Here is a 16,516-nt window from a genome sequence, read left to right as displayed (position 1 = left end):
CTATTCGGGGGGCTTACCGATGAATCAAATTTACCGTCGTTTTATCTTGATTTTAATCGCCCTCATCCTCCTCATTATCGTGGCCGGACTCACGCTGGGGGGGAGAGGTTCGCTAAATTGGCCGGAACGCTTCGTGAAGGATAGCCTGGCCCTCATGCAGGAGGCGGTCTCCATACCGGTCAAAAAAGTGATGGGAATCGTTACCGATGCGGGGAAGATCTTTAATCTTTATGGGGAAAACAAGGCATTAAAAGGGGCGCTCAACCAATTCGCCCAGCTTGAGGCAGAGTATGAGCTGTTAAAGAAGGAGAATGAGCGGCTAAGGCAGATGTTGAACCTCCCCACCACCTTAAAGGCGTATCGCCTGGCTGCGGCGGAGGTGATCGCCCGTCAACATGATACTTGGTACAACGTCCTCACCGTGAATAAGGGAGAGAAGGACGGCATCAAACCGGACATGGCCGTCATCACGCCTCAGGGGTTGGTGGGGATGGTGGAGAATGTCTCCTATTTTACCTCCAACGTCCGGCTGATTTCCGATATCGAAAGAACTCGGCACATCTCCGTCTTAAGCGTGGGGAAATCGGAGACCTTCGGGATTGTCGAGTCGTATGATGCAGAGCGGAAAGAACTCATCATGAGGAAGATTCCCCTGGAATCAAACCTGTTGGTGGGGGATTCCATTGTCACTTCCGGGTTGGGAGGGGTATTTCCAAAGGGGTTGCTCATCGGTAAGGTGACGGAGATTCTCCCCGGAGAGGATGGCCTGACCAAGATGGCCTATGTAAAGCCGGCTGCCAATCTCTACCAATTGGATGAGGTATTTCTGGTGATGAGGGAAGACCAGTTGAAGGAAGGGGGAGAAAATCCATGAAGCGCTTCAAACTTTTTCTCCTCCTTCTTCTCCTTTTTCTGTTGGAAGGTACGGTCCTTCCCCTCCTTTTTCCCTCCCCCTTAAGAAACGATCTATGGATTCATCCCCACCTTGTCCTCATCCTGGTGGTTTATATCTCCCTCTATCTGGGGAGCAAGGATGGGCTTCTCTTCGGAGCCGTTTTCGGACTCTTTTACGATATTGCTTTTGGTAGCATTTTTGGCCTAAATCTATTCATTTATACCCTTCTTGGCAGCATGATTCATAATGTAACAGGGATCCTGCATCACAACCTGTGGCTTGCCCTTACCATGAGCGGTATAGCCTCTTTATCTCTCGATCTATGGCTCTATGGTTTCCATGCCTTATTTCTCCTGACCGACATTTCGCCATCCTACCTTTTTCTCCGGGAAGCTTTTCCCAATGTCCTTGTCAATATGGGGTTTGCGTTGGCCGTTTATCCATGGGTGACTCGTTCCTCTCTTTTTACGGTGGAAGAGTTACAAGATGAGGAGAGGGGGATTTAAATGGAGGAACAGAAACAACTGGAAGAGAGGCGCTTCATCCGGCGTTTTAATATCATCTTTTTAATCACCTTTTTTCTCTTCGTCATCTTGGTCCTGCGCCTTGCTTACATGCAACTTGTCGAAGGGGAGAAGTTCGTCCGCGCCTCGGAACAGCTGAGCATCCGTACCATCTCCACGCCGGCACCCAGGGGGTGGATCTATGATGCGAACGGTGAGGTTTTGGTCAATAATAAACCGGTTTATACCATTACCTTTCTGGATGAAAATCTTAAAAAGGATGAGATTCTCGCCGTTGCCGAACGGTTGGAGAAGATCCTCCTGCCCCTAAATCCTGCGTACAACCGGGTCTACCTGCTGGAAAAGATGGACAGCGGCTATGTGTATGAGCCGAAGAAAGAGTTCGCCGATAAGGTGAAGAAGGAACAGGAGAATGGGACCTTCACATTTCGCCCCGAGGAATGGGAAGTGAAAAGTTATACCCCCAACATGCCCCGTTATCTCCCCCGGAGTATCGTCTCAGACATCCCGAAAGAGATCATGTTTACCATCGAAGAGAACCGAGTTGACCTCCCCGGCGTGAATGTGATTGTCGATTCGATGCGCCAATATAAGAAAGGGGCGTTTGCCACCTATATTTTAGGCTACATGCGGCAAATTCCTTCCAATTTGGCAGACGAATACCTGGCGAAAGGATATAGCTTAAACGAACAGGTAGGCTATGCAGGGGTGGAAAAATCGTATGAATCGGTGCTCAGGGGGACGAATGGCTTACAGGAAGTGAGGGTAAATAATGTGGCCAAAACCCTGGAGACCAAAGAGGTGGTCGCCCAAAAGCCGGGGAATAATCTGGTTCTCACCATCGATGCGAAATATCAGCAGAAGGTGGAACAGATCCTGGCGGAAGAAGTGAAGAATCTTCAAACCCGGAAAGTAAATCCGCTGCCCCAAGTCAATTCCGCCATCGCCGTGGTGATGGATCCGAAAACCGGTGCCGTCAAAGCATTAACCAATTACCCGCAGTATGATCCGAACATTTATAACAGCCCCGATTTTGGAAAGCTGTATAAAACGCAAGTATTCGGTCGGGAACAAAACAAGGCGATCGCAGGCTATTTCGCCCCTGGTTCCACCATTAAGATGCTCTCCGTCATGATCGGGCTGCAGGAAGGCTTGGTCACCCCCAACGAGAAAATCCTCTCCACCGGTTCTTATAAAGTGGGAAATCTTATCAAACGAGATTATAAACCGGGGGGATTTGGCTGGGTGGACGCCCGGCAAGCTTTACAGAAGTCGGTCAACACCTACATGTACGAGCTGGCGATGCGCCTCGCCCGTTACCCCCAATCGAAGACCTTATATAAGCAAAAATTTGAAGTGATCGATCACTATCACGGGGAGTTCGGTTTAGGAAGATTAACAGGGATCGATCTCCCCGGAGAGAACATCGCGTGGAGAGCGGAGACGGAGGAGTTGGGCCGACTTGCAGATGCCATGATCGGCCAGTACGATAACTATACCCCGATCCAACTGGTACAATATGTAAGTACCATCGCCAACGGAGGGTACCGGATGCGCCCCTATGTGGTTCAAGAGATTCGGGAGCCGGACGACAATCTGGATGGGCCCGGAAAACTCCTCTGGAGAAAAGAACCGGAAGTGTTAAATCAGGTGGACATCAAACCGGAATGGATTAAATTGGTCCAGGAAGGGATGCGCATGGTGACCGAACCGGGTGGAACCGCCTATTCCACCTTCGCCGGGTTGCCCATCCATGTGGCCGCCAAAACGGGAACGGTACAGCGAACCGGCAATAATACCAATGGACTCATGGTGGGTTATGCTCCCTATGAAGATCCCCAGATGGCCTTCGTCGTTGTCGTTCCGGGAGGGGCAGGGGGATCGGACTCGGCGGGACCCATCGCCCGCCGCCTCGTTGAATCCTATTTTGGCTTGGACCGACCTGCATCGGGGAGCACAGGGCCAACCGCTGCCGAGAATCCTGCAGGAGGAAAGAAAACGCCGTAAGTCGCCCTGAATGAACAGGTAACTCTCCAGGAGGAAGTACGTCATGCATGCAAAGGGAGAAACTCTCCGTATTCGTAAGAAAACGATAGATCGTACGGCAGGAAAAAGGGGAGGTCTGCCGAATAGGTAAAGAGGGGGAGAGTTGCCCATGACCATGACCAGACAGCATATACTCATCAAAGGAAATAAAGAGGGGCTTCAATTCCTGATGGATGAACACTGCTCCTATCAGGAACTTCTTGAGGAATTGGAACAAAAGATCCGGGTGAGCCATGCCCGGTTCCTCCAGGGCCCTTTAACCCACGTATCCCTCTATTTTGGGAACCGCTATCTCGGACCGGAAGAGAAAGAGAGGATCATCCGTCTCATCGAACAGGCAGGAAACCTGATCGTGAAGGAGGTTTATACCGACGTCCTCTCTAAAGAGGAAGTGGAGGGGCTCCTGGAGAAAAAGTCCCTGAAGATCGAAGTGGGGATCGTCCGCTCCGGCCAAATCCTGGAGAGCGAACAGGACATTTTGGTCTTAGGGGATGTAAACCCGGGCGGTTGGGTGGTCTCCCATGGAAACATCTATGTGTTAGGCTCCCTAAAAGGAATCGCCCATGCCGGCAAAAACGGGGATAAAGGGAAGATCATCGCCGCAAGCCTCTTTAAGCCGATGCAGCTTCGCATCGCCGATGTGATCGTGGAGGAGTTTCCGATTCGGGAGGAAGGGGAGGAGATGAAGTTCGCCTACCTGGAGGATGGGCTGATCAAATTGGCGCGGATTCAATTACTAAAACAGTTACGACCTCATCATATAGAAGAAGCAAGGAGGAATCGGTGAATGGGGGAAGCGATCGTTATCACCTCAGGGAAAGGCGGAGTGGGAAAGACCACCTCTTCTGCCAATATTGGAACGGCCCTAGCCATGTTGGGAAAAAAAGTATGCATGATCGATACAGATATCGGCCTTAGAAACTTGGATGTTCTCATGGGACTGGAAAATCGGATCATCTTCGACCTTGTCGATGTGGTGGAAGGTCGTTGCCGCTTGGAACAAGCCATTGTCCGGGACAAACATTTTGAGGACCGGTTGGTGATGCTCCCCGCTGCCCAAACGAAAGATAAGAGTGCGGTGACTCCGGACCAGATGAAGAAACTGGTGGAGAAATTAAAGCCTTCCTATGATTATATCCTCCTAGATTCGCCGGCGGGAATTGAGCAAGGGTTTAATAATGCTGTCGCCGGCGCCGATCAGGCCATCGTCGTTACCACCCCGGAGGTCTCCTCCATTCGAGATGCCGACCGGGTGATCGGGATTTTAGAGAAGAGGGGGCTTTCTTCTCCCAAGCTGATCATTAACCGCATCCGCCCCCACATGACGAAAAAGCTGGAACAGGTTGGAGTCGATGAGATCGTCCAGATTTTAGGCATTGACCTTTTGGGCATTGTGCCCGATGATGAAGCGATCATCAAGATGACCAATGAAGGGGTGCCCACCGTCATGGATCCCCATTCCCGTGCTTCCCAGGCTTACCGAAACATCGCCCGCCGCATCCTGGGAGAGACCGTCCCCCTCATGCGACTTGAGGCGAAAGAGTCGGTCTTTGGGAAGATGAAGAAAATGTTCGGTCTGTGAACAACCCTTGACATCATGTCTTTGCGTGGAAAGGAAAGGAGGGTTAACTGATGAATCCGGATCGAATTCGTTTCATCCGTTATTTTGATTGGTCCATCCTTTTCATTCTGGGGGGATTGGCCCTTTTTAGCTATTTTGGCATCTCAGGGGCGAATCCGACCCATGGAGAAGCGATGAAGCAACTTCTCTGGTATGGGATAAGCTTTGGGGTTCTCATCCTTTTCCAGTGGATCGATTACCGCTGGCTCACCTATCTTTCCTATCCACTCTGGGGGGTCGGGGTTTTATCCCTGCTCGCCCTTCTTCTTTTTGGGCCGATTACCAATAATACAACGGGCTGGTTTGAGTTCGGAGGGATTAAAATCCAGCCTGCCGAATTCATGAAATTATTCACGATCCTAGCCGTCTCCTACTGGTTCTCCCGGATGAAGGAAAAGGAAGTGGAAATTAGGGCCTTTTACCAGCTTTGGCCTGTTTTTCTCTTCTTCGGCCTCCCTTTCCTCCTCATCGTAAAACAGCCTGATCTGGGGAATGCCGTCATCCTGATCGGCATCCTCTTCGCCATGCTCATCGTCGCCGGAGTTCGCTGGCGCCACATTCTCTACGTCGCCATGATCGGTCTTAGCGGCATCGCCGTCCTCGCTTATATCTATCTGTTTCACAACGATTTCTTCTTCGATAAGATCATCAAGAAGTACCAGTGGAACCGGATTACCGTCTTCCTCAATCCGGATGCCGCTTCAACCGCGGATGCAGGGTACCAGGTAAGCAAATCCCTCATTGCCATCGGTTCAGGACTATTGCAGGGGAAAGGATTTACCCAAAAGACCTTGACGGAGACAAACTGGGTTCCGGAAGCCCAGACCGATTTCGTCTTCTCCGTCATTGGGGAAAAGTTTGGCTTCATCGGTTCTTCCATCCTGATCCTCCTCTTCTTCCTCCTCATCTATCGTTTGATTCGGATCGCCATGGAAACGGAGTATGATTATGGGAAATATGTGATCGGCGGTTTTGTCGGCATGTTTGTCTTCCAGATCTTTGAGAACATCGGCATGACCATCGGGATTATGCCGGTTACCGGGATTACCCTTCCCTTTATCAGTTATGGAGGCAGCTCACTCCTTACCAATATGATCGCGATCGCGATTGTCTTAAACATTGGGCTTCGGAGAAAGAAGCTTATGTTTTAGGAGAAGTGGAATACCCCCTTGGGACAGGTCATAGGAATGAAAAAGAGGCCTCTTCCGAGGAGGGGATTTTGATGCGGATCACGGGCGATGGGATCAAACGAAGGAGAAAGGCATGGCTTCGGTCCTACCGGAAACGAGGTGGAAGCCTTCATGGAAAACCATGGGCCTCCTGGACGAGGCGATTCCTTTTCCAAAGTGGGATCAGTTTCCTTCTCCTTCTTTTCATTATTTTTTCGATGCATACTCCCCTTCCTTGGTCAGAAACCGTACATTCCTTTTTAACCCAGCGATTTGCGGAAGAATTCCCATTTGAGGTCGTCAAAGGATGGGTGGAACGGGAGCTGGGTTCATCCTCTCTGACCCTCCTTCCCCTCCTGCAGAAAAAAGAAGAAGAGACGGTCACGGTTTTTTCCCTTCCCCTCAAGGGAACGATCGTCGAAGATTTTAAGAGCAACGGAAACGGGGTGATCCTGGAAACGGGGGTGAGGAGTCCCGTTCATCCCATCGGTACAGGCTGGGTACGATTTGTGGGAAAGACGAAAGGTTTGGGAAAAGCGATCGTGATTCAGCATGGCGATGGGAAGGTGAGCATTTACGGCTATTTAGGGGAGATCTACGTGAATACAGAGGATTGGGTCTATCCCGATATGGTCATCGCCCTCGTGGCGGAACAATCGCTCTATCTTTCCGTTCGGGAGAAGGATCAGGCGATCAATCCCATGGATGTGATCCCTTTTGAATAAGAGTTTACACCTTCTAACAATGAGGATGGAAATTCACCCTTTTTTTTTCGTCTTCTTGTTCTTAGCTCTGATGACCGGGCAATTTTTACAGGTCCTTACCCTCTTTGCCATCCTCTTGTTCCACGAATGGGGACATCTATTTTGGGCTCGCTATTTCGGGTGGCACGTGGAACGGATCCGCCTCCTCCCCTTTGGTGGCCTGATGGAGGTTTCTTCCCCTTTGCTTCCTGATGCGAGAGAAGAGGCGGTTGTCGTGCTGGGCGGACCTTGTAATAATTTCCTTTTGATCCTGTTGGCATCATTTTTAAATCATACAGGATGGATCAGCTCCGGTTGGAGCCGTTTCATGATCGAAGGCAATCTCGCCCTCGCCCTCTTTAATCTTCTCCCCCTCTATCCGTTGGACGGCGGCCGTCTTTTTCAACTTCTCGCCGCATTGCGCCTGCCTTATCGCGTAGCCATCCTCTTCACTCTTTACGCAGGGGGGGGACTGCTCCTCGTCATGCTCCTTCTCACGCAATTGGGATGGACCTTCTCCCTCTCCCTCTGGTTCATCTTTCCCTATCTCCTTTTCACCTTATACCGGGAATATCGTTACCTCCCTTACCGTCTTATGAAATTTCTCCTTATGAGATACCTCTATAGGAAAGAGCGAACTTATCCTCTCCAAATCCTTTCGGTTCCTGCGTCGAGGAGCCTGCGTAAAGCGGCAGAAGGGATGTATCGTTATCGGTATCACCTTTTTCAGGTGAAATTTTATGAAACAGGCTCTCCCTCCCGCTATCTTCGGGAGGAGCGCATCTTAGATGAGATCTTTGGGAAAAAGACTCCTTTCTTACCCATCGGGAAAGTGGAAGAAGAGAAGGAAATTCCCAGTTGACATCCTCCCTTTCCCTGTGGTAAAGTGGAATTTGTTGAATGTGCCCCCGCACTTCAACCGCTCCGAGCAGGTTATGAAGTAGTCTTTTCGGCTCACCTGCGGCGGCGAGTCTAAGTCTATGGGAGGTGCGAAGTTCATGTATGCCATTATTGAGACAGGCGGGAAGCAGTACCGCGTCCAGGAAGGGGACGTCCTCTTCATCGAGAAGCTTCCGGTGGAGGTGGGAGAGACCGTCACCTTTGATAAAGTTCTCTTTCTCTCCAAAGAGGATGGTGTCGTTGCAGGTACCCCTTATGTAGCGGGAGCCACCGTGACGGCCAAAGTGGATAAGCAGGGCAAAGGAGAGAAAATCATCGTCTATAAGTACAAGGCGAAGAAGAATTATCGCCGCAAGCAAGGCCATCGTCAGCCCTATACCAAAGTGACGATTGAGGCGATTCGGGCGTAACCATGGTGACGGTAAAGGTTTACCGCAAGGAAGAGGGGAAGATCGCCGAGATTGAGATCGAGGGACATGCCGGATACGCCCCTTCCGGGCAGGATCTGGTTTGTGCCGGGATTTCCGCTGTTACGATCGGCATGGCGAATGCGATTCATCAACTCTTCGGGGTAGATCCGGTGAGACGGATGGGGAAGAGCGGCTTTCTCCACTTTCATCTTCCGGAGGGAATCACGGCGGATGTGGAGGGAAAGATTCATCTTTTGTTGGAAGCCATGCTGCTCTCTCTTCGTTCCCTGGAAGATAGCTATGGAAAATATATTCGAGTCATTGAAGAAATGAGCGAGTGATGATTTCGTACCGTTAAAGGAGGTGTTCCGCATGAAATACACGCTTAATCTACAATTCTTCGCCTCAAAGAAAGGGGTAGGAAGCACCAAGAACGGACGTGACAGCATCGCAAAACGTCTTGGTGTCAAGAGGGCTGACGGTCAATTCGTTTTGGCCGGAAATATCCTGGTCCGTCAACGGGGAACCCGCATCTATCCCGGCCTTAATGTGGGACGTGGCGGTGACGATACCCTCTATGCGAAAGCAGACGGGATTGTCCGCTTTGAACGCTTAGGTCGTGACCGAAAACAGGTCTCCATCTATCCCGTCGAAAGAGCGGTGGAGACAGAAACTCTTCAAGCGTAAGTTCATGAGATGATCCTGGAAGACCCGACTCAGCCTGAGTCGGGTCTTTTGGCGCCGGGAGTAAAGTCCCGCTACCAAAACCAGTTTTGCCCCGGCGTTCCCCCCCCTCCAAAGGGAGAAAGAAGCGGGGTGATAAGCCCCGCCAAGGGAGAGGAGGGGGTGGCTGCAGAGGAAGAGGACGAGGGACTTCCGCCTAAACCGCCGAAAGGGGAAAGAAGCGGTGTGAAGAGCCCTCCCAAGGGAGAAGAAGGGGGCCCTGTAGAGGAAGAGGACGATGGATTTCCGCCTAAACCGCCGAAAAGAGGAGGTGGGGTTCCGCCGCTAAGAGGAGAAGGGGGAGGAAAGATGCCGCCGGAGCTCGGGAAAGGGCCCCCTCCTCCCGGAGGCACAAAAAGAGGTCCTCCTCCCAAGCCGGGCGACGGAGGGGACGGATCTGCCCAGGGAAGCCCCCCTTTGCCGATAGGAGGACCCGGATAAGGTGGAGTCCCTTTAGGCATGGCAGAGTAAACCAAGAGGGGATATAATACAAGGGGAAGGATGGGATCGAAGGGATAGGGCACTCCCCGTACGATATTTTTAGAGTCTGTAAAACGAAACGGATAATACATAAAATAAACCGGTATGGATCCGGTCCTTGAATGGGGAGAGAATCCGTTCATGGTTTTTTTCCTCACTTTATCCGGAATTTACTAGGCAGTATACCATATGAAGAGTATAATAAGAAAGTCAGCGTCGATCCGGAAAATAGGCTCTTAATGGGGGGAGTTTCGCGTGGACATGGTGAAGGCGGAAACCGTAGATCGTTTTTTCATGCATGACAGCCAAACGTTCCTGGATATCTTGACGTGGAAGCGCCATCTGCTGCTCAATCATCTGCAGATCGCCCTTGGTTACCTTTCCCTGGGAAAAGAGGAACAGGCTAAAGAAAGCCTTTATGGATTGGTGGAACATTTCAAGCAGGAACATCTCCTCTCCCGATTGGGTGACCCTGATCTGGTGATCTTCCTTTATCGATATCCCCTTCTCTATCCCAACATTCAGTTTGAGGTGGAAATCTCTGAATCGGTTTCCCTTCCCCGCTCTTTCCGCGAGCGAAAAGGAGGGGAACAAATCAGAGATCTCCTTCAATGGATCGGGAAAAATTATCTTCAAAACTGCGAGGAGGAGTGCAGCCTCATGCTCCGTTTCGAGAAAGGGTTGAATGATCTTCCCCGCATCACCATCGACCTTTTCTGTCCTCCCATCGGCGGGGACCGGATCGATGAGTATGAAAAGATAAAAGGGAGATTGGAAAAGGGTTTCGATGTGGAAGAGATGGGAAAAAACGAAAAAGAATGGGCTCTTTCCCTTAACTGGAAAGAAAACTAGAGAGCCCGGATGGGCGAGAAGCATCCATCGAATCGAAGAAAGAAAAGATTGGTTGAGATAAACGGGCAAACGTGTGGAGAAGAAGAGTGAGGTGAAGTTTGATGTTCGTGGATGAAGCGAAAATCTATGTGAAGGGGGGAGATGGAGGAAACGGCATCATTGCCTTCCGCCGGGAAAAATATGTGGACAGGGGTGGACCTTGGGGCGGAGACGGCGGCAAAGGGGGAGATGTCGTCTTTGTGGTGGATGAAGGGCTGCGCACCTTGATCGATTTTAAATATAGAAAGCATTTTAAAGCCCCCAAGGGGGAGAACGGCAGGACCAAAAACCAGCATGGGGCAGGTGCGGAAGATCTGGTGGTCAAGGTTCCTCCAGGCACCGTTCTTTATGATGACGATACGGGGGAAATGATAGCCGATATGGTTACTCCAGGTCAGCGTGTGGTTGTAGCCCGAGGAGGCCGGGGAGGTCGAGGGAATGTACGCTTTGCCACGCCGAAAAACCCAGCCCCCTATATTGCGGAAAAAGGAGAGCCCGGGGAAGAACGCTACATACGGATGGAGCTCAAGGTGATCGCCGATGTGGGTTTGGTCGGTTATCCCAGCGTGGGGAAGTCAACTCTCATTTCCGTCGTATCGGGGGCAAGGCCGAAGATCGCTTCCTATCCCTTTACCACCCTCTCCCCCAATTTGGGCGTTGTGGAGATCGAAGAGGGACGTGGGTTTGTGATGGCCGATCTGCCGGGGCTTATCGAAGGGGCCCATGAAGGGGTGGGCTTGGGCCACCAATTCCTCCGCCATGTGGAACGGACCCGACTCATCCTCCATGTGATCGACATGGCGGCCGTAGAAGGTCGGGATCCCTATCAGGATTATCTCGTGATCAAGGAAGAGCTTCGCCGGTATAACCCTCGCCTGGCGGAACGCCCCCAGATGATCGCCGCCAACAAAATGGACCTCCCCGAGGCGGAAGAGAACCTGGCTCGCTTCAAAGAGAAGATTCCTCCGGAGATTCCGGTCTATCCCATCTCCGCTGCGACCCGGCAAGGGATAAAAGAACTCATCTTTGCCATTGCCGAACGCCTCGAAACCTTACCGGCAGAAACCCCTGTCGAGGAAAAGAAAGAGGAGCCGGAACGGCGGATTTACCGGGCGAAAGAGGAGGAACCTGCCTTTACCGTCCAACGGGAGAATGAGATGTTTGTGGTGGTAAGCCCCAGGCTGGAGCAGATGGTAAGCCGCCTCGACCTCTCCTTTGAAGATGCGGCGGAACGATTCGCCTTCATCCTACGGCGCATGGGCGTCGATGATGCGCTCCGGGAGATGGGGGCGAAAGATGGAGATTCCGTCCGCATCGGTGAGCTCATTTTTGAATTTATCGACTAAGACATGTCTAATCTCCTTTCCTTCACATAGGGTAGTAGGGAAAGGAGTTTTTTCCATGAAACGAATTCTTCCCATCGGCGGTCATAAAACCGTTCCTTTTTTTCTCCTCAACGGCATACTCTTGACTCTCACCTTGCTTCCCCTCCTCCTCGTGAGCGGAACGGAACATTCCTCACCGGCATGGGAGCGGAACCCTCCTTTTACGGAATACCATTTTAAGCGGTTGGGAGTCCGTCTCTCCTTTCCCTCCACGTGGAGGGTGGATCTTCAACCCTATACCGGGGAAGAGGTTTACTACACGATCATGGCTGCGGGGGAAGGTACCACCATGCTGGTACAGGGGTGGAAGATCAAAGATCTGAAAGGCTTTATCGACACCAGCCTCCTTTCCGCCCCCTCCATCGATGCCGTCTCAGTCCTCCCCTATGCATCGGGAGGCTATTCCGGTTATTTCCTCGCCTATCGGCAGCATGTAACGGAGAAGAAGATTTTCGTCCGGGAGATTTTATTAAGGACGGGGCAAGGGAGAGTTACCCGTTTTGTCCTCATCATGGGAGAGGAACTTCACGAGGAGGAGGAACGCATTCTTCACCGGGTGGTGGAATCTTTTCGCCAGGCAGTCTCCTTCCGCCCGTTTCATGGACAAGAAGCCTGGGATTTTCATTTTTTGTAAGAAAGGGGGAGGAACGCATGTTGGAAGAAGATTTCATCTACGCCTCCTATATGGCGGCTCTCCCTCATCTTCGCTCCAAGCGGGATGAGGAGGTGCGAAAGCCGGAATTTGCCCGCATCCTCTTGGACAAGTTGGGAAGTCCGGATCGGGGAATCCCTGTCATCCTGGTAACAGGAAGCAAGGGAAAAGGTTCCGTATCCCGGATGATCTCCTTTCTTTTGGAAAGTATGGGGTTTCGGGTAGGGCTTTTTACCAGTCCCCATCTGCTCGATTTTCGGGAGAGAATTCGCGTTAACGGTCTGCCCATTCCGAAAGATGCCTTTCACCGCCACGGGGAGCGGGTAAAAGAGGAGCTGGAGAAAATTCCTGTCCGGCCCCTTCAAGGGGAATATATCGGCCCCATCGCCGTTAGTCTAGCCCTCGCCTTTCTCCACTTTCAAGAAGAGAAGGTGGAGGTCGCCGTACTGGAGGCAGGACGCGGGGGCCTCATGGATGAAACCAATCAAGTCCTCCATCAGGTGGCGGTCATCACCCCTCTCTTTGAGGAACATTTGGACCAATTGGGCTCTACTTTGACCGATGTGGTCCGCCATAAATTGGGCATCATCCGAGAGGGAGTGGAGCGGGTTTACATTGGCCGCCAAGGGGAAGAAGCGTTAAAAGAGATGAAGAATTGGAAAGAGAAGCGGGGGATTTCCCCTCCCTCCCTCATCCATTGGAGGGAGTACGGCAGGGACTTTTCCCTTGAAAAAGTGAATGTCACCCTGGCCGGGACGGAAGCGACGGTTCGTCTGGGGGAAGAACGCCTTCCTCCCATCCTTCTTCCCCTCTTAGGGGAATACCAAGGGGAAAACCTGGCTCTCGCCCTAAGGGTTGTGAAGGATTGGACTGGGGAGAAGGGAAAAAGAATCGTGGAGAAGAGCGATTTTGGCCGCTTTCGCTGGCCGGGAAGGGGTGAAATCCTGGGCAGGAACCCCCTCATCATCTTAGACGGGGGAATTCACCGTTCCTCCGCCGCATCCCTCTCCCGCCTCGTCGCCTCCCTTCCCCATTCCCGCCTTCACGTCCTCCTTTCCCTGCCGAAAGACAAGGATGTGGAAGGGGTCCTTCAGGTATGGGCTGAGACGGCCGACCTCATCGTCACCACGGAGACGACCAATCCTTCCCTTTCCTACGAAGCCCCTTACGAAGAGTTGCTGCAAAAGGCGGGCGGAAGGGGAGGCCATCTTCCGGATCCGCAGAGAGCACTCGTTAAAACAAAAGAGGGACTTGATGGGAACGGGATTTTGGTGCTGATGGGGACCCAATCCTTCGTCGCCGACATGTTGCGCGTTTTAGGTCGCTCACCCTAGCCCTAAGTTCATCTACACCGTTCCTCCTTCCATCCTTCAAAGAACCGTCACAAATCCCTCTGCTTTTCTTTTTTTTAAGGTGTATACTATAAGTAGTATAGGTATATAGGAGGTGTGATGATGAAAAATGTGGGTACGGTGGATCGGGTGATCCGGGTTGTGGTTGGCCTTATCCTTCTTGCATTCCTTTTCCTTCCTCCACAGACGCCCTGGGCTTGGCTGGGACTTATTCCTCTCTTGACGGGATTGTTCGGCTATTGTCCCCTGTATTCCCTGTTTCGAATCAATACGGCAGGAAAAAGGTAAGACGGCCCGATAGTCGGAATTCTTTCCAAATCAATTCTTTCCAAATCGATGAACTTTGGACTCTCTTGCCATCGGCAGGAGAGCTTTTTTTCTCCCTTTTGCCTGTGTCATTGTGGATAAACGGTTCATCCATAGGGTGTGAATAGGAAACGGAAATGTTACAAATTGGTGAAATGCCGCTTTCCCCGTGAAACGTATGATTTCTGTCACATTTTTGGGGAGAAAGAAATGATAAGATGAGGAAAAAGAGAATCGAGGGGGAATACCTATGGACTCTCCGACAACACCCCTTTCCGTAAAACCCCGGGATTATAACGTAAATCCCTTTATTGTCATCTGGGAAGTAACCCGGGCGTGCGCCTTAAAATGCCTGCATTGCCGGGCCGAAGCCCAGTACCAAGCGGATCCACGGCAGCTCACCTTCGAAGAAGGAAAGAGGCTCCTCGATCAGATCTTGGAACTGGATAAGCCGCTCCTCGTCTTCTCCGGGGGAGATCCTCTCATGCGGCCCGACCTCTTTGACCTCGCCGAGTATGCCGTCAACATCGGATTAAGCGTCTCCATGACGCCGAGTGCCACGCCGAAAGTGACGAAAGAAGCGATGAGAAAGGCGAAGGAGGTTGGCCTTTCCCGCTGGGCTTTTAGCCTGGACGGGTCCAATGCGGAGATACACGATGCCTTTCGCGGGGTACCCGGTTCCTTTGACCTCACCATGCGCTCCATCGATTACTTGCGCGAATTAGGAATGCCCCTCCAGATTAACACCACCGTCACCCGCTATAACCTGCAGGATTTGGACAACATCGCCGCCCTTCTGGAAAAAAAGGGGGTCGTCCTCTGGAGCGTATTCTTTCTCGTTCCCACCGGACGGGGGCAGGTGAAGGATATGATCACGGCGAAAGAGACGGAAGAGGTATTCGCCTGGCTCTATCGGAAGAATAAAGAGGTCCCGTTCCAGATCAAAACGACGGAAGCGCATCATTACCGCCGTTTCTATCTGCAACAATTGGAGAAGGAAAAGGGGACAGCGAGCTACGAGGATTACATCGCCCAGAAAGAGGGGGGCATCAAAGACCTCCTGGGCCGTGCTCCCCAGGGAGTACGGGATGGGAACGGTTTTCTCTTCATCTCCCACATTGGGGACGTCTATCCCAGCGGCTTTCTGCCCATTAAAGCAGGGAATGTGAGGGAACAGCCTTTGGCGGAAATTTACCGGGAATCTCCCATCTTTAAGAGCCTCCGGAATCCTTCCGGGTTTAAAGGAAAGTGCGGGGTCTGCGAATTTAATCAGATCTGCGGCGGCTCCAGGGCGAGGGCATATGGGGTGACCGGGGATTACCTGGCGAGTGAACCCACCTGCATCTATATCCCAAAAGCTCTTCGGGAGAAGGCCATATGAAGAGAGAAGCAAAAATCCCCTGTCCGAGTGAAACAGGGGATTTTTTTCGATTGTCTTTAACTCATCCCTAAGTGGTACTTTCCTTCTTCCGTCACCCCTTTCCGGACTAAAAGGAAGATTCCATACCACCTCTCGAGAAGTGGGGCAGTCCCCACCCAATTGAAAGATTTCCCCCCAAGAAAAGCCCGAGGAGAATCGTTCCTTCCAGGAAAGCACAGGTGGCGATGGCCATCCCCATTGGACGGTCCGCAATTTCACCTTGCCTAACATAAGAAACAAGTGAATAATAAAGAGGAGAACACCATTCCATAGAGGGAAAATAAGTGATGATAGAAAAAGATGATTCGGACCGGCTAAAAAAAATCGAATGGTTTCAAACCCTAAGCGATGAAGAGCTCGGAAAGTTCGCCGAGGTCTCCCAAAGAAGGCATTATCCGGCGCATACCCATCTCTTCTACGAGGGAGATCCCCTCGATCGGATCTTTTTCCTCCTCTCCGGAAAGGTAAGAATCTACCGCATTGGAGAAGATGGCCGGGAACAGATGGTAAACCTCATGGAGGAAGGGGACCTTTTTCCCCATATCGGCTTCTTTAAGCGGGGCAGCTATCCGGCCAATGCGGAAACGACGGAAGAAGCCGAGGCGATGGTTTTGTTTATCGCCGATTTTGAAGAAGTTCTCCTTCGCCATCCCAGCATTACCATTCGGTTATTCCGGGAGCTGTCCGATCGTCTCATGGATCTGCACCAACGCCTCGAAGAAAAATTGCTCCACGACACCCAGGAGCAGATTTACCTACTTCTGCTCCGTATGGCGAAAAACTACGGAGATCCGCTCCCGGATGGGCGGAGGAAAATACGCAACCGTTTTACCCATAAAGAATTGGCCAACATGATCGGGACCAGTCGGGAGACCATGAGTCGCTCCTTAAACCAGTTAAAACAGGAAGGGCTCCTTTCCTATAGCCAGGATGGGAGGATGATCATCGACATGGAGCGGCTCATTCACATCCTGTAAATCGGGTAACCGGTCTTATGCC

At 51.6% G+C, this 16,516-nt stretch carries 19 protein-coding genes and 1 other annotated feature; all 19 genes read left to right on the top strand.

Annotated features, from left to right (window positions below):
* Positions 1-19 precede the first annotated feature (19 nt).
* Positions 20-874, top strand: a complete 855-nt coding sequence (gene mreC, locus THEAE_RS0110295) for a rod shape-determining protein MreC (RefSeq protein ID WP_028987400.1) — start codon at positions 20-22, stop codon at positions 872-874.
* Complete coding sequence (gene mreD / locus THEAE_RS0110290) at positions 871-1,401, top strand: rod shape-determining protein MreD (protein ID WP_028987399.1); 531 nt, start codon at positions 871-873, stop codon at positions 1,399-1,401. Before mreC ends, mreD begins: the two co-directional genes overlap by 4 nt.
* The gene (locus tag THEAE_RS20655; protein ID WP_028987398.1) at positions 1,402-3,426 is read left to right on the top strand and encodes a peptidoglycan D,D-transpeptidase FtsI family protein; all 2,025 of its coding nucleotides are present in this window, start codon (positions 1,402-1,404) and stop codon (positions 3,424-3,426) included.
* A gap of 148 nt (positions 3,427-3,574) precedes the next feature.
* Positions 3,575-4,252 carry a septum site-determining protein MinC gene (locus THEAE_RS0110275; protein WP_028987397.1) on the top strand — a complete coding sequence of 226 codons (678 nt, stop codon included), beginning with the start codon at positions 3,575-3,577 and terminating at the stop codon, positions 4,250-4,252.
* Positions 4,253-5,047, top strand: coding sequence for a septum site-determining protein MinD (gene minD / locus THEAE_RS0110270; RefSeq protein WP_028987396.1), 795 nt, complete (start codon positions 4,253-4,255; stop codon positions 5,045-5,047).
* Between the two features lie 50 nt (positions 5,048-5,097).
* A complete protein-coding gene (gene rodA / locus THEAE_RS0110265) occupies positions 5,098-6,237 on the top strand; it encodes a rod shape-determining protein RodA (RefSeq protein ID WP_028987395.1) in 1,140 nt (379 codons plus the stop codon).
* 71 nt (positions 6,238-6,308) lie between these two features.
* Positions 6,309-6,980 carry a peptidoglycan DD-metalloendopeptidase family protein gene (locus THEAE_RS0110260; RefSeq protein ID WP_156920597.1) on the top strand — a complete coding sequence of 224 codons (672 nt, stop codon included), beginning with the start codon at positions 6,309-6,311 and terminating at the stop codon, positions 6,978-6,980.
* A gap of 25 nt (positions 6,981-7,005) precedes the next feature.
* Positions 7,006-7,860, top strand: coding sequence for a site-2 protease family protein (locus tag THEAE_RS0110255; protein ID WP_156920596.1), 855 nt, complete (start codon positions 7,006-7,008; stop codon positions 7,858-7,860).
* 45 nt (positions 7,861-7,905) lie between these two features.
* Positions 7,906-7,982, top strand: a sequence feature (ribosomal protein L21 leader region).
* A gap of 14 nt (positions 7,983-7,996) precedes the next feature.
* Positions 7,997-8,308 carry a 50S ribosomal protein L21 gene (rplU, locus tag THEAE_RS0110250; protein ID WP_005588826.1) on the top strand — a complete coding sequence of 104 codons (312 nt, stop codon included), beginning with the start codon at positions 7,997-7,999 and terminating at the stop codon, positions 8,306-8,308.
* 5 nt (positions 8,309-8,313) lie between these two features.
* Positions 8,314-8,649 (top strand): ribosomal-processing cysteine protease Prp, encoded by a 336-nt coding sequence (locus THEAE_RS0110245; protein WP_211233498.1) that lies wholly within the window; start codon positions 8,314-8,316, stop codon positions 8,647-8,649.
* A gap of 31 nt (positions 8,650-8,680) precedes the next feature.
* Complete coding sequence (gene rpmA, locus THEAE_RS0110240) at positions 8,681-8,995, top strand: 50S ribosomal protein L27 (protein WP_005588828.1); 315 nt, start codon at positions 8,681-8,683, stop codon at positions 8,993-8,995.
* A 9-nt stretch (positions 8,996-9,004) separates the two neighbouring features.
* Positions 9,005-9,472, top strand: coding sequence for a hypothetical protein (locus THEAE_RS23405; RefSeq protein WP_028987391.1), 468 nt, complete (start codon positions 9,005-9,007; stop codon positions 9,470-9,472).
* A gap of 300 nt (positions 9,473-9,772) precedes the next feature.
* Complete coding sequence (locus THEAE_RS0110230) at positions 9,773-10,363, top strand: Spo0B domain-containing protein (protein WP_245605620.1); 591 nt, start codon at positions 9,773-9,775, stop codon at positions 10,361-10,363.
* Between the two features lie 101 nt (positions 10,364-10,464).
* Positions 10,465-11,748: a GTPase ObgE gene (gene obgE, locus THEAE_RS0110225; protein WP_028987389.1), complete on the top strand. Its 1,284-nt coding sequence runs from the start codon at positions 10,465-10,467 to the stop codon at positions 11,746-11,748.
* A 55-nt stretch (positions 11,749-11,803) separates the two neighbouring features.
* Positions 11,804-12,421, top strand: coding sequence for a hypothetical protein (locus THEAE_RS0110220; RefSeq protein ID WP_028987388.1), 618 nt, complete (start codon positions 11,804-11,806; stop codon positions 12,419-12,421).
* 17 nt (positions 12,422-12,438) lie between these two features.
* Positions 12,439-13,773, top strand: coding sequence for a bifunctional folylpolyglutamate synthase/dihydrofolate synthase (locus tag THEAE_RS0110215; protein ID WP_028987387.1), 1,335 nt, complete (start codon positions 12,439-12,441; stop codon positions 13,771-13,773).
* Positions 13,774-13,893: 120 nt separating this feature from the next.
* Positions 13,894-14,079: a YgaP family membrane protein gene (locus THEAE_RS0110210; RefSeq protein WP_005583971.1), complete on the top strand. Its 186-nt coding sequence runs from the start codon at positions 13,894-13,896 to the stop codon at positions 14,077-14,079.
* A gap of 268 nt (positions 14,080-14,347) precedes the next feature.
* Complete coding sequence (locus tag THEAE_RS0110205; protein WP_052329915.1) at positions 14,348-15,478, top strand: TIGR04053 family radical SAM/SPASM domain-containing protein; 1,131 nt, start codon at positions 14,348-14,350, stop codon at positions 15,476-15,478.
* 326 nt (positions 15,479-15,804) lie between these two features.
* Positions 15,805-16,494 carry a Crp/Fnr family transcriptional regulator gene (locus THEAE_RS0110195; protein ID WP_028987384.1) on the top strand — a complete coding sequence of 230 codons (690 nt, stop codon included), beginning with the start codon at positions 15,805-15,807 and terminating at the stop codon, positions 16,492-16,494.
* Positions 16,495-16,516: the final 22 nt, after the last annotated feature.

Origin of the sequence: Thermicanus aegyptius DSM 12793 (assembly GCF_000510645.1) — a bacterium.
In the GTDB taxonomy this organism is placed as follows: domain Bacteria; phylum Bacillota; class Bacilli; order Thermicanales; family Thermicanaceae; genus Thermicanus; species Thermicanus aegyptius.
Note: the sequence above shows the minus strand (reverse complement) of the source record. Positions and strands in the feature narration are given on the sequence as shown.

Coding starts and splice junctions, on each gene's coding strand:
- mreC (WP_028987400.1), top strand. CDS start 20: ATGAATCAAATTTACCGTCGTTTTATCTTGATTTTAATCGCCCTCATC.
- mreD (WP_028987399.1), top strand. CDS start 871: ATGAAGCGCTTCAAACTTTTTCTCCTCCTTCTTCTCCTTTTTCTGTTG.
- THEAE_RS20655 (WP_028987398.1), top strand. CDS start 1,402: ATGGAGGAACAGAAACAACTGGAAGAGAGGCGCTTCATCCGGCGTTTT.
- THEAE_RS0110275 (WP_028987397.1), top strand. CDS start 3,575: ATGACCATGACCAGACAGCATATACTCATCAAAGGAAATAAAGAGGGG.
- minD (WP_028987396.1), top strand. CDS start 4,253: ATGGGGGAAGCGATCGTTATCACCTCAGGGAAAGGCGGAGTGGGAAAG.
- rodA (WP_028987395.1), top strand. CDS start 5,098: ATGAATCCGGATCGAATTCGTTTCATCCGTTATTTTGATTGGTCCATC.
- THEAE_RS0110260 (WP_156920597.1), top strand. CDS start 6,309: ATGCGGATCACGGGCGATGGGATCAAACGAAGGAGAAAGGCATGGCTT.
- THEAE_RS0110255 (WP_156920596.1), top strand. CDS start 7,006: ATGGAAATTCACCCTTTTTTTTTCGTCTTCTTGTTCTTAGCTCTGATG.
- rplU (WP_005588826.1), top strand. CDS start 7,997: ATGTATGCCATTATTGAGACAGGCGGGAAGCAGTACCGCGTCCAGGAA.
- rpmA (WP_005588828.1), top strand. CDS start 8,681: ATGAAATACACGCTTAATCTACAATTCTTCGCCTCAAAGAAAGGGGTA.
- THEAE_RS23405 (WP_028987391.1), top strand. CDS start 9,005: ATGATCCTGGAAGACCCGACTCAGCCTGAGTCGGGTCTTTTGGCGCCG.
- THEAE_RS0110230 (WP_245605620.1), top strand. CDS start 9,773: ATGGTGAAGGCGGAAACCGTAGATCGTTTTTTCATGCATGACAGCCAA.
- obgE (WP_028987389.1), top strand. CDS start 10,465: ATGTTCGTGGATGAAGCGAAAATCTATGTGAAGGGGGGAGATGGAGGA.
- THEAE_RS0110220 (WP_028987388.1), top strand. CDS start 11,804: ATGAAACGAATTCTTCCCATCGGCGGTCATAAAACCGTTCCTTTTTTT.
- THEAE_RS0110215 (WP_028987387.1), top strand. CDS start 12,439: ATGTTGGAAGAAGATTTCATCTACGCCTCCTATATGGCGGCTCTCCCT.
- THEAE_RS0110210 (WP_005583971.1), top strand. CDS start 13,894: ATGAAAAATGTGGGTACGGTGGATCGGGTGATCCGGGTTGTGGTTGGC.
- THEAE_RS0110205 (WP_052329915.1), top strand. CDS start 14,348: ATGGACTCTCCGACAACACCCCTTTCCGTAAAACCCCGGGATTATAAC.
- THEAE_RS0110195 (WP_028987384.1), top strand. CDS start 15,805: ATGATAGAAAAAGATGATTCGGACCGGCTAAAAAAAATCGAATGGTTT.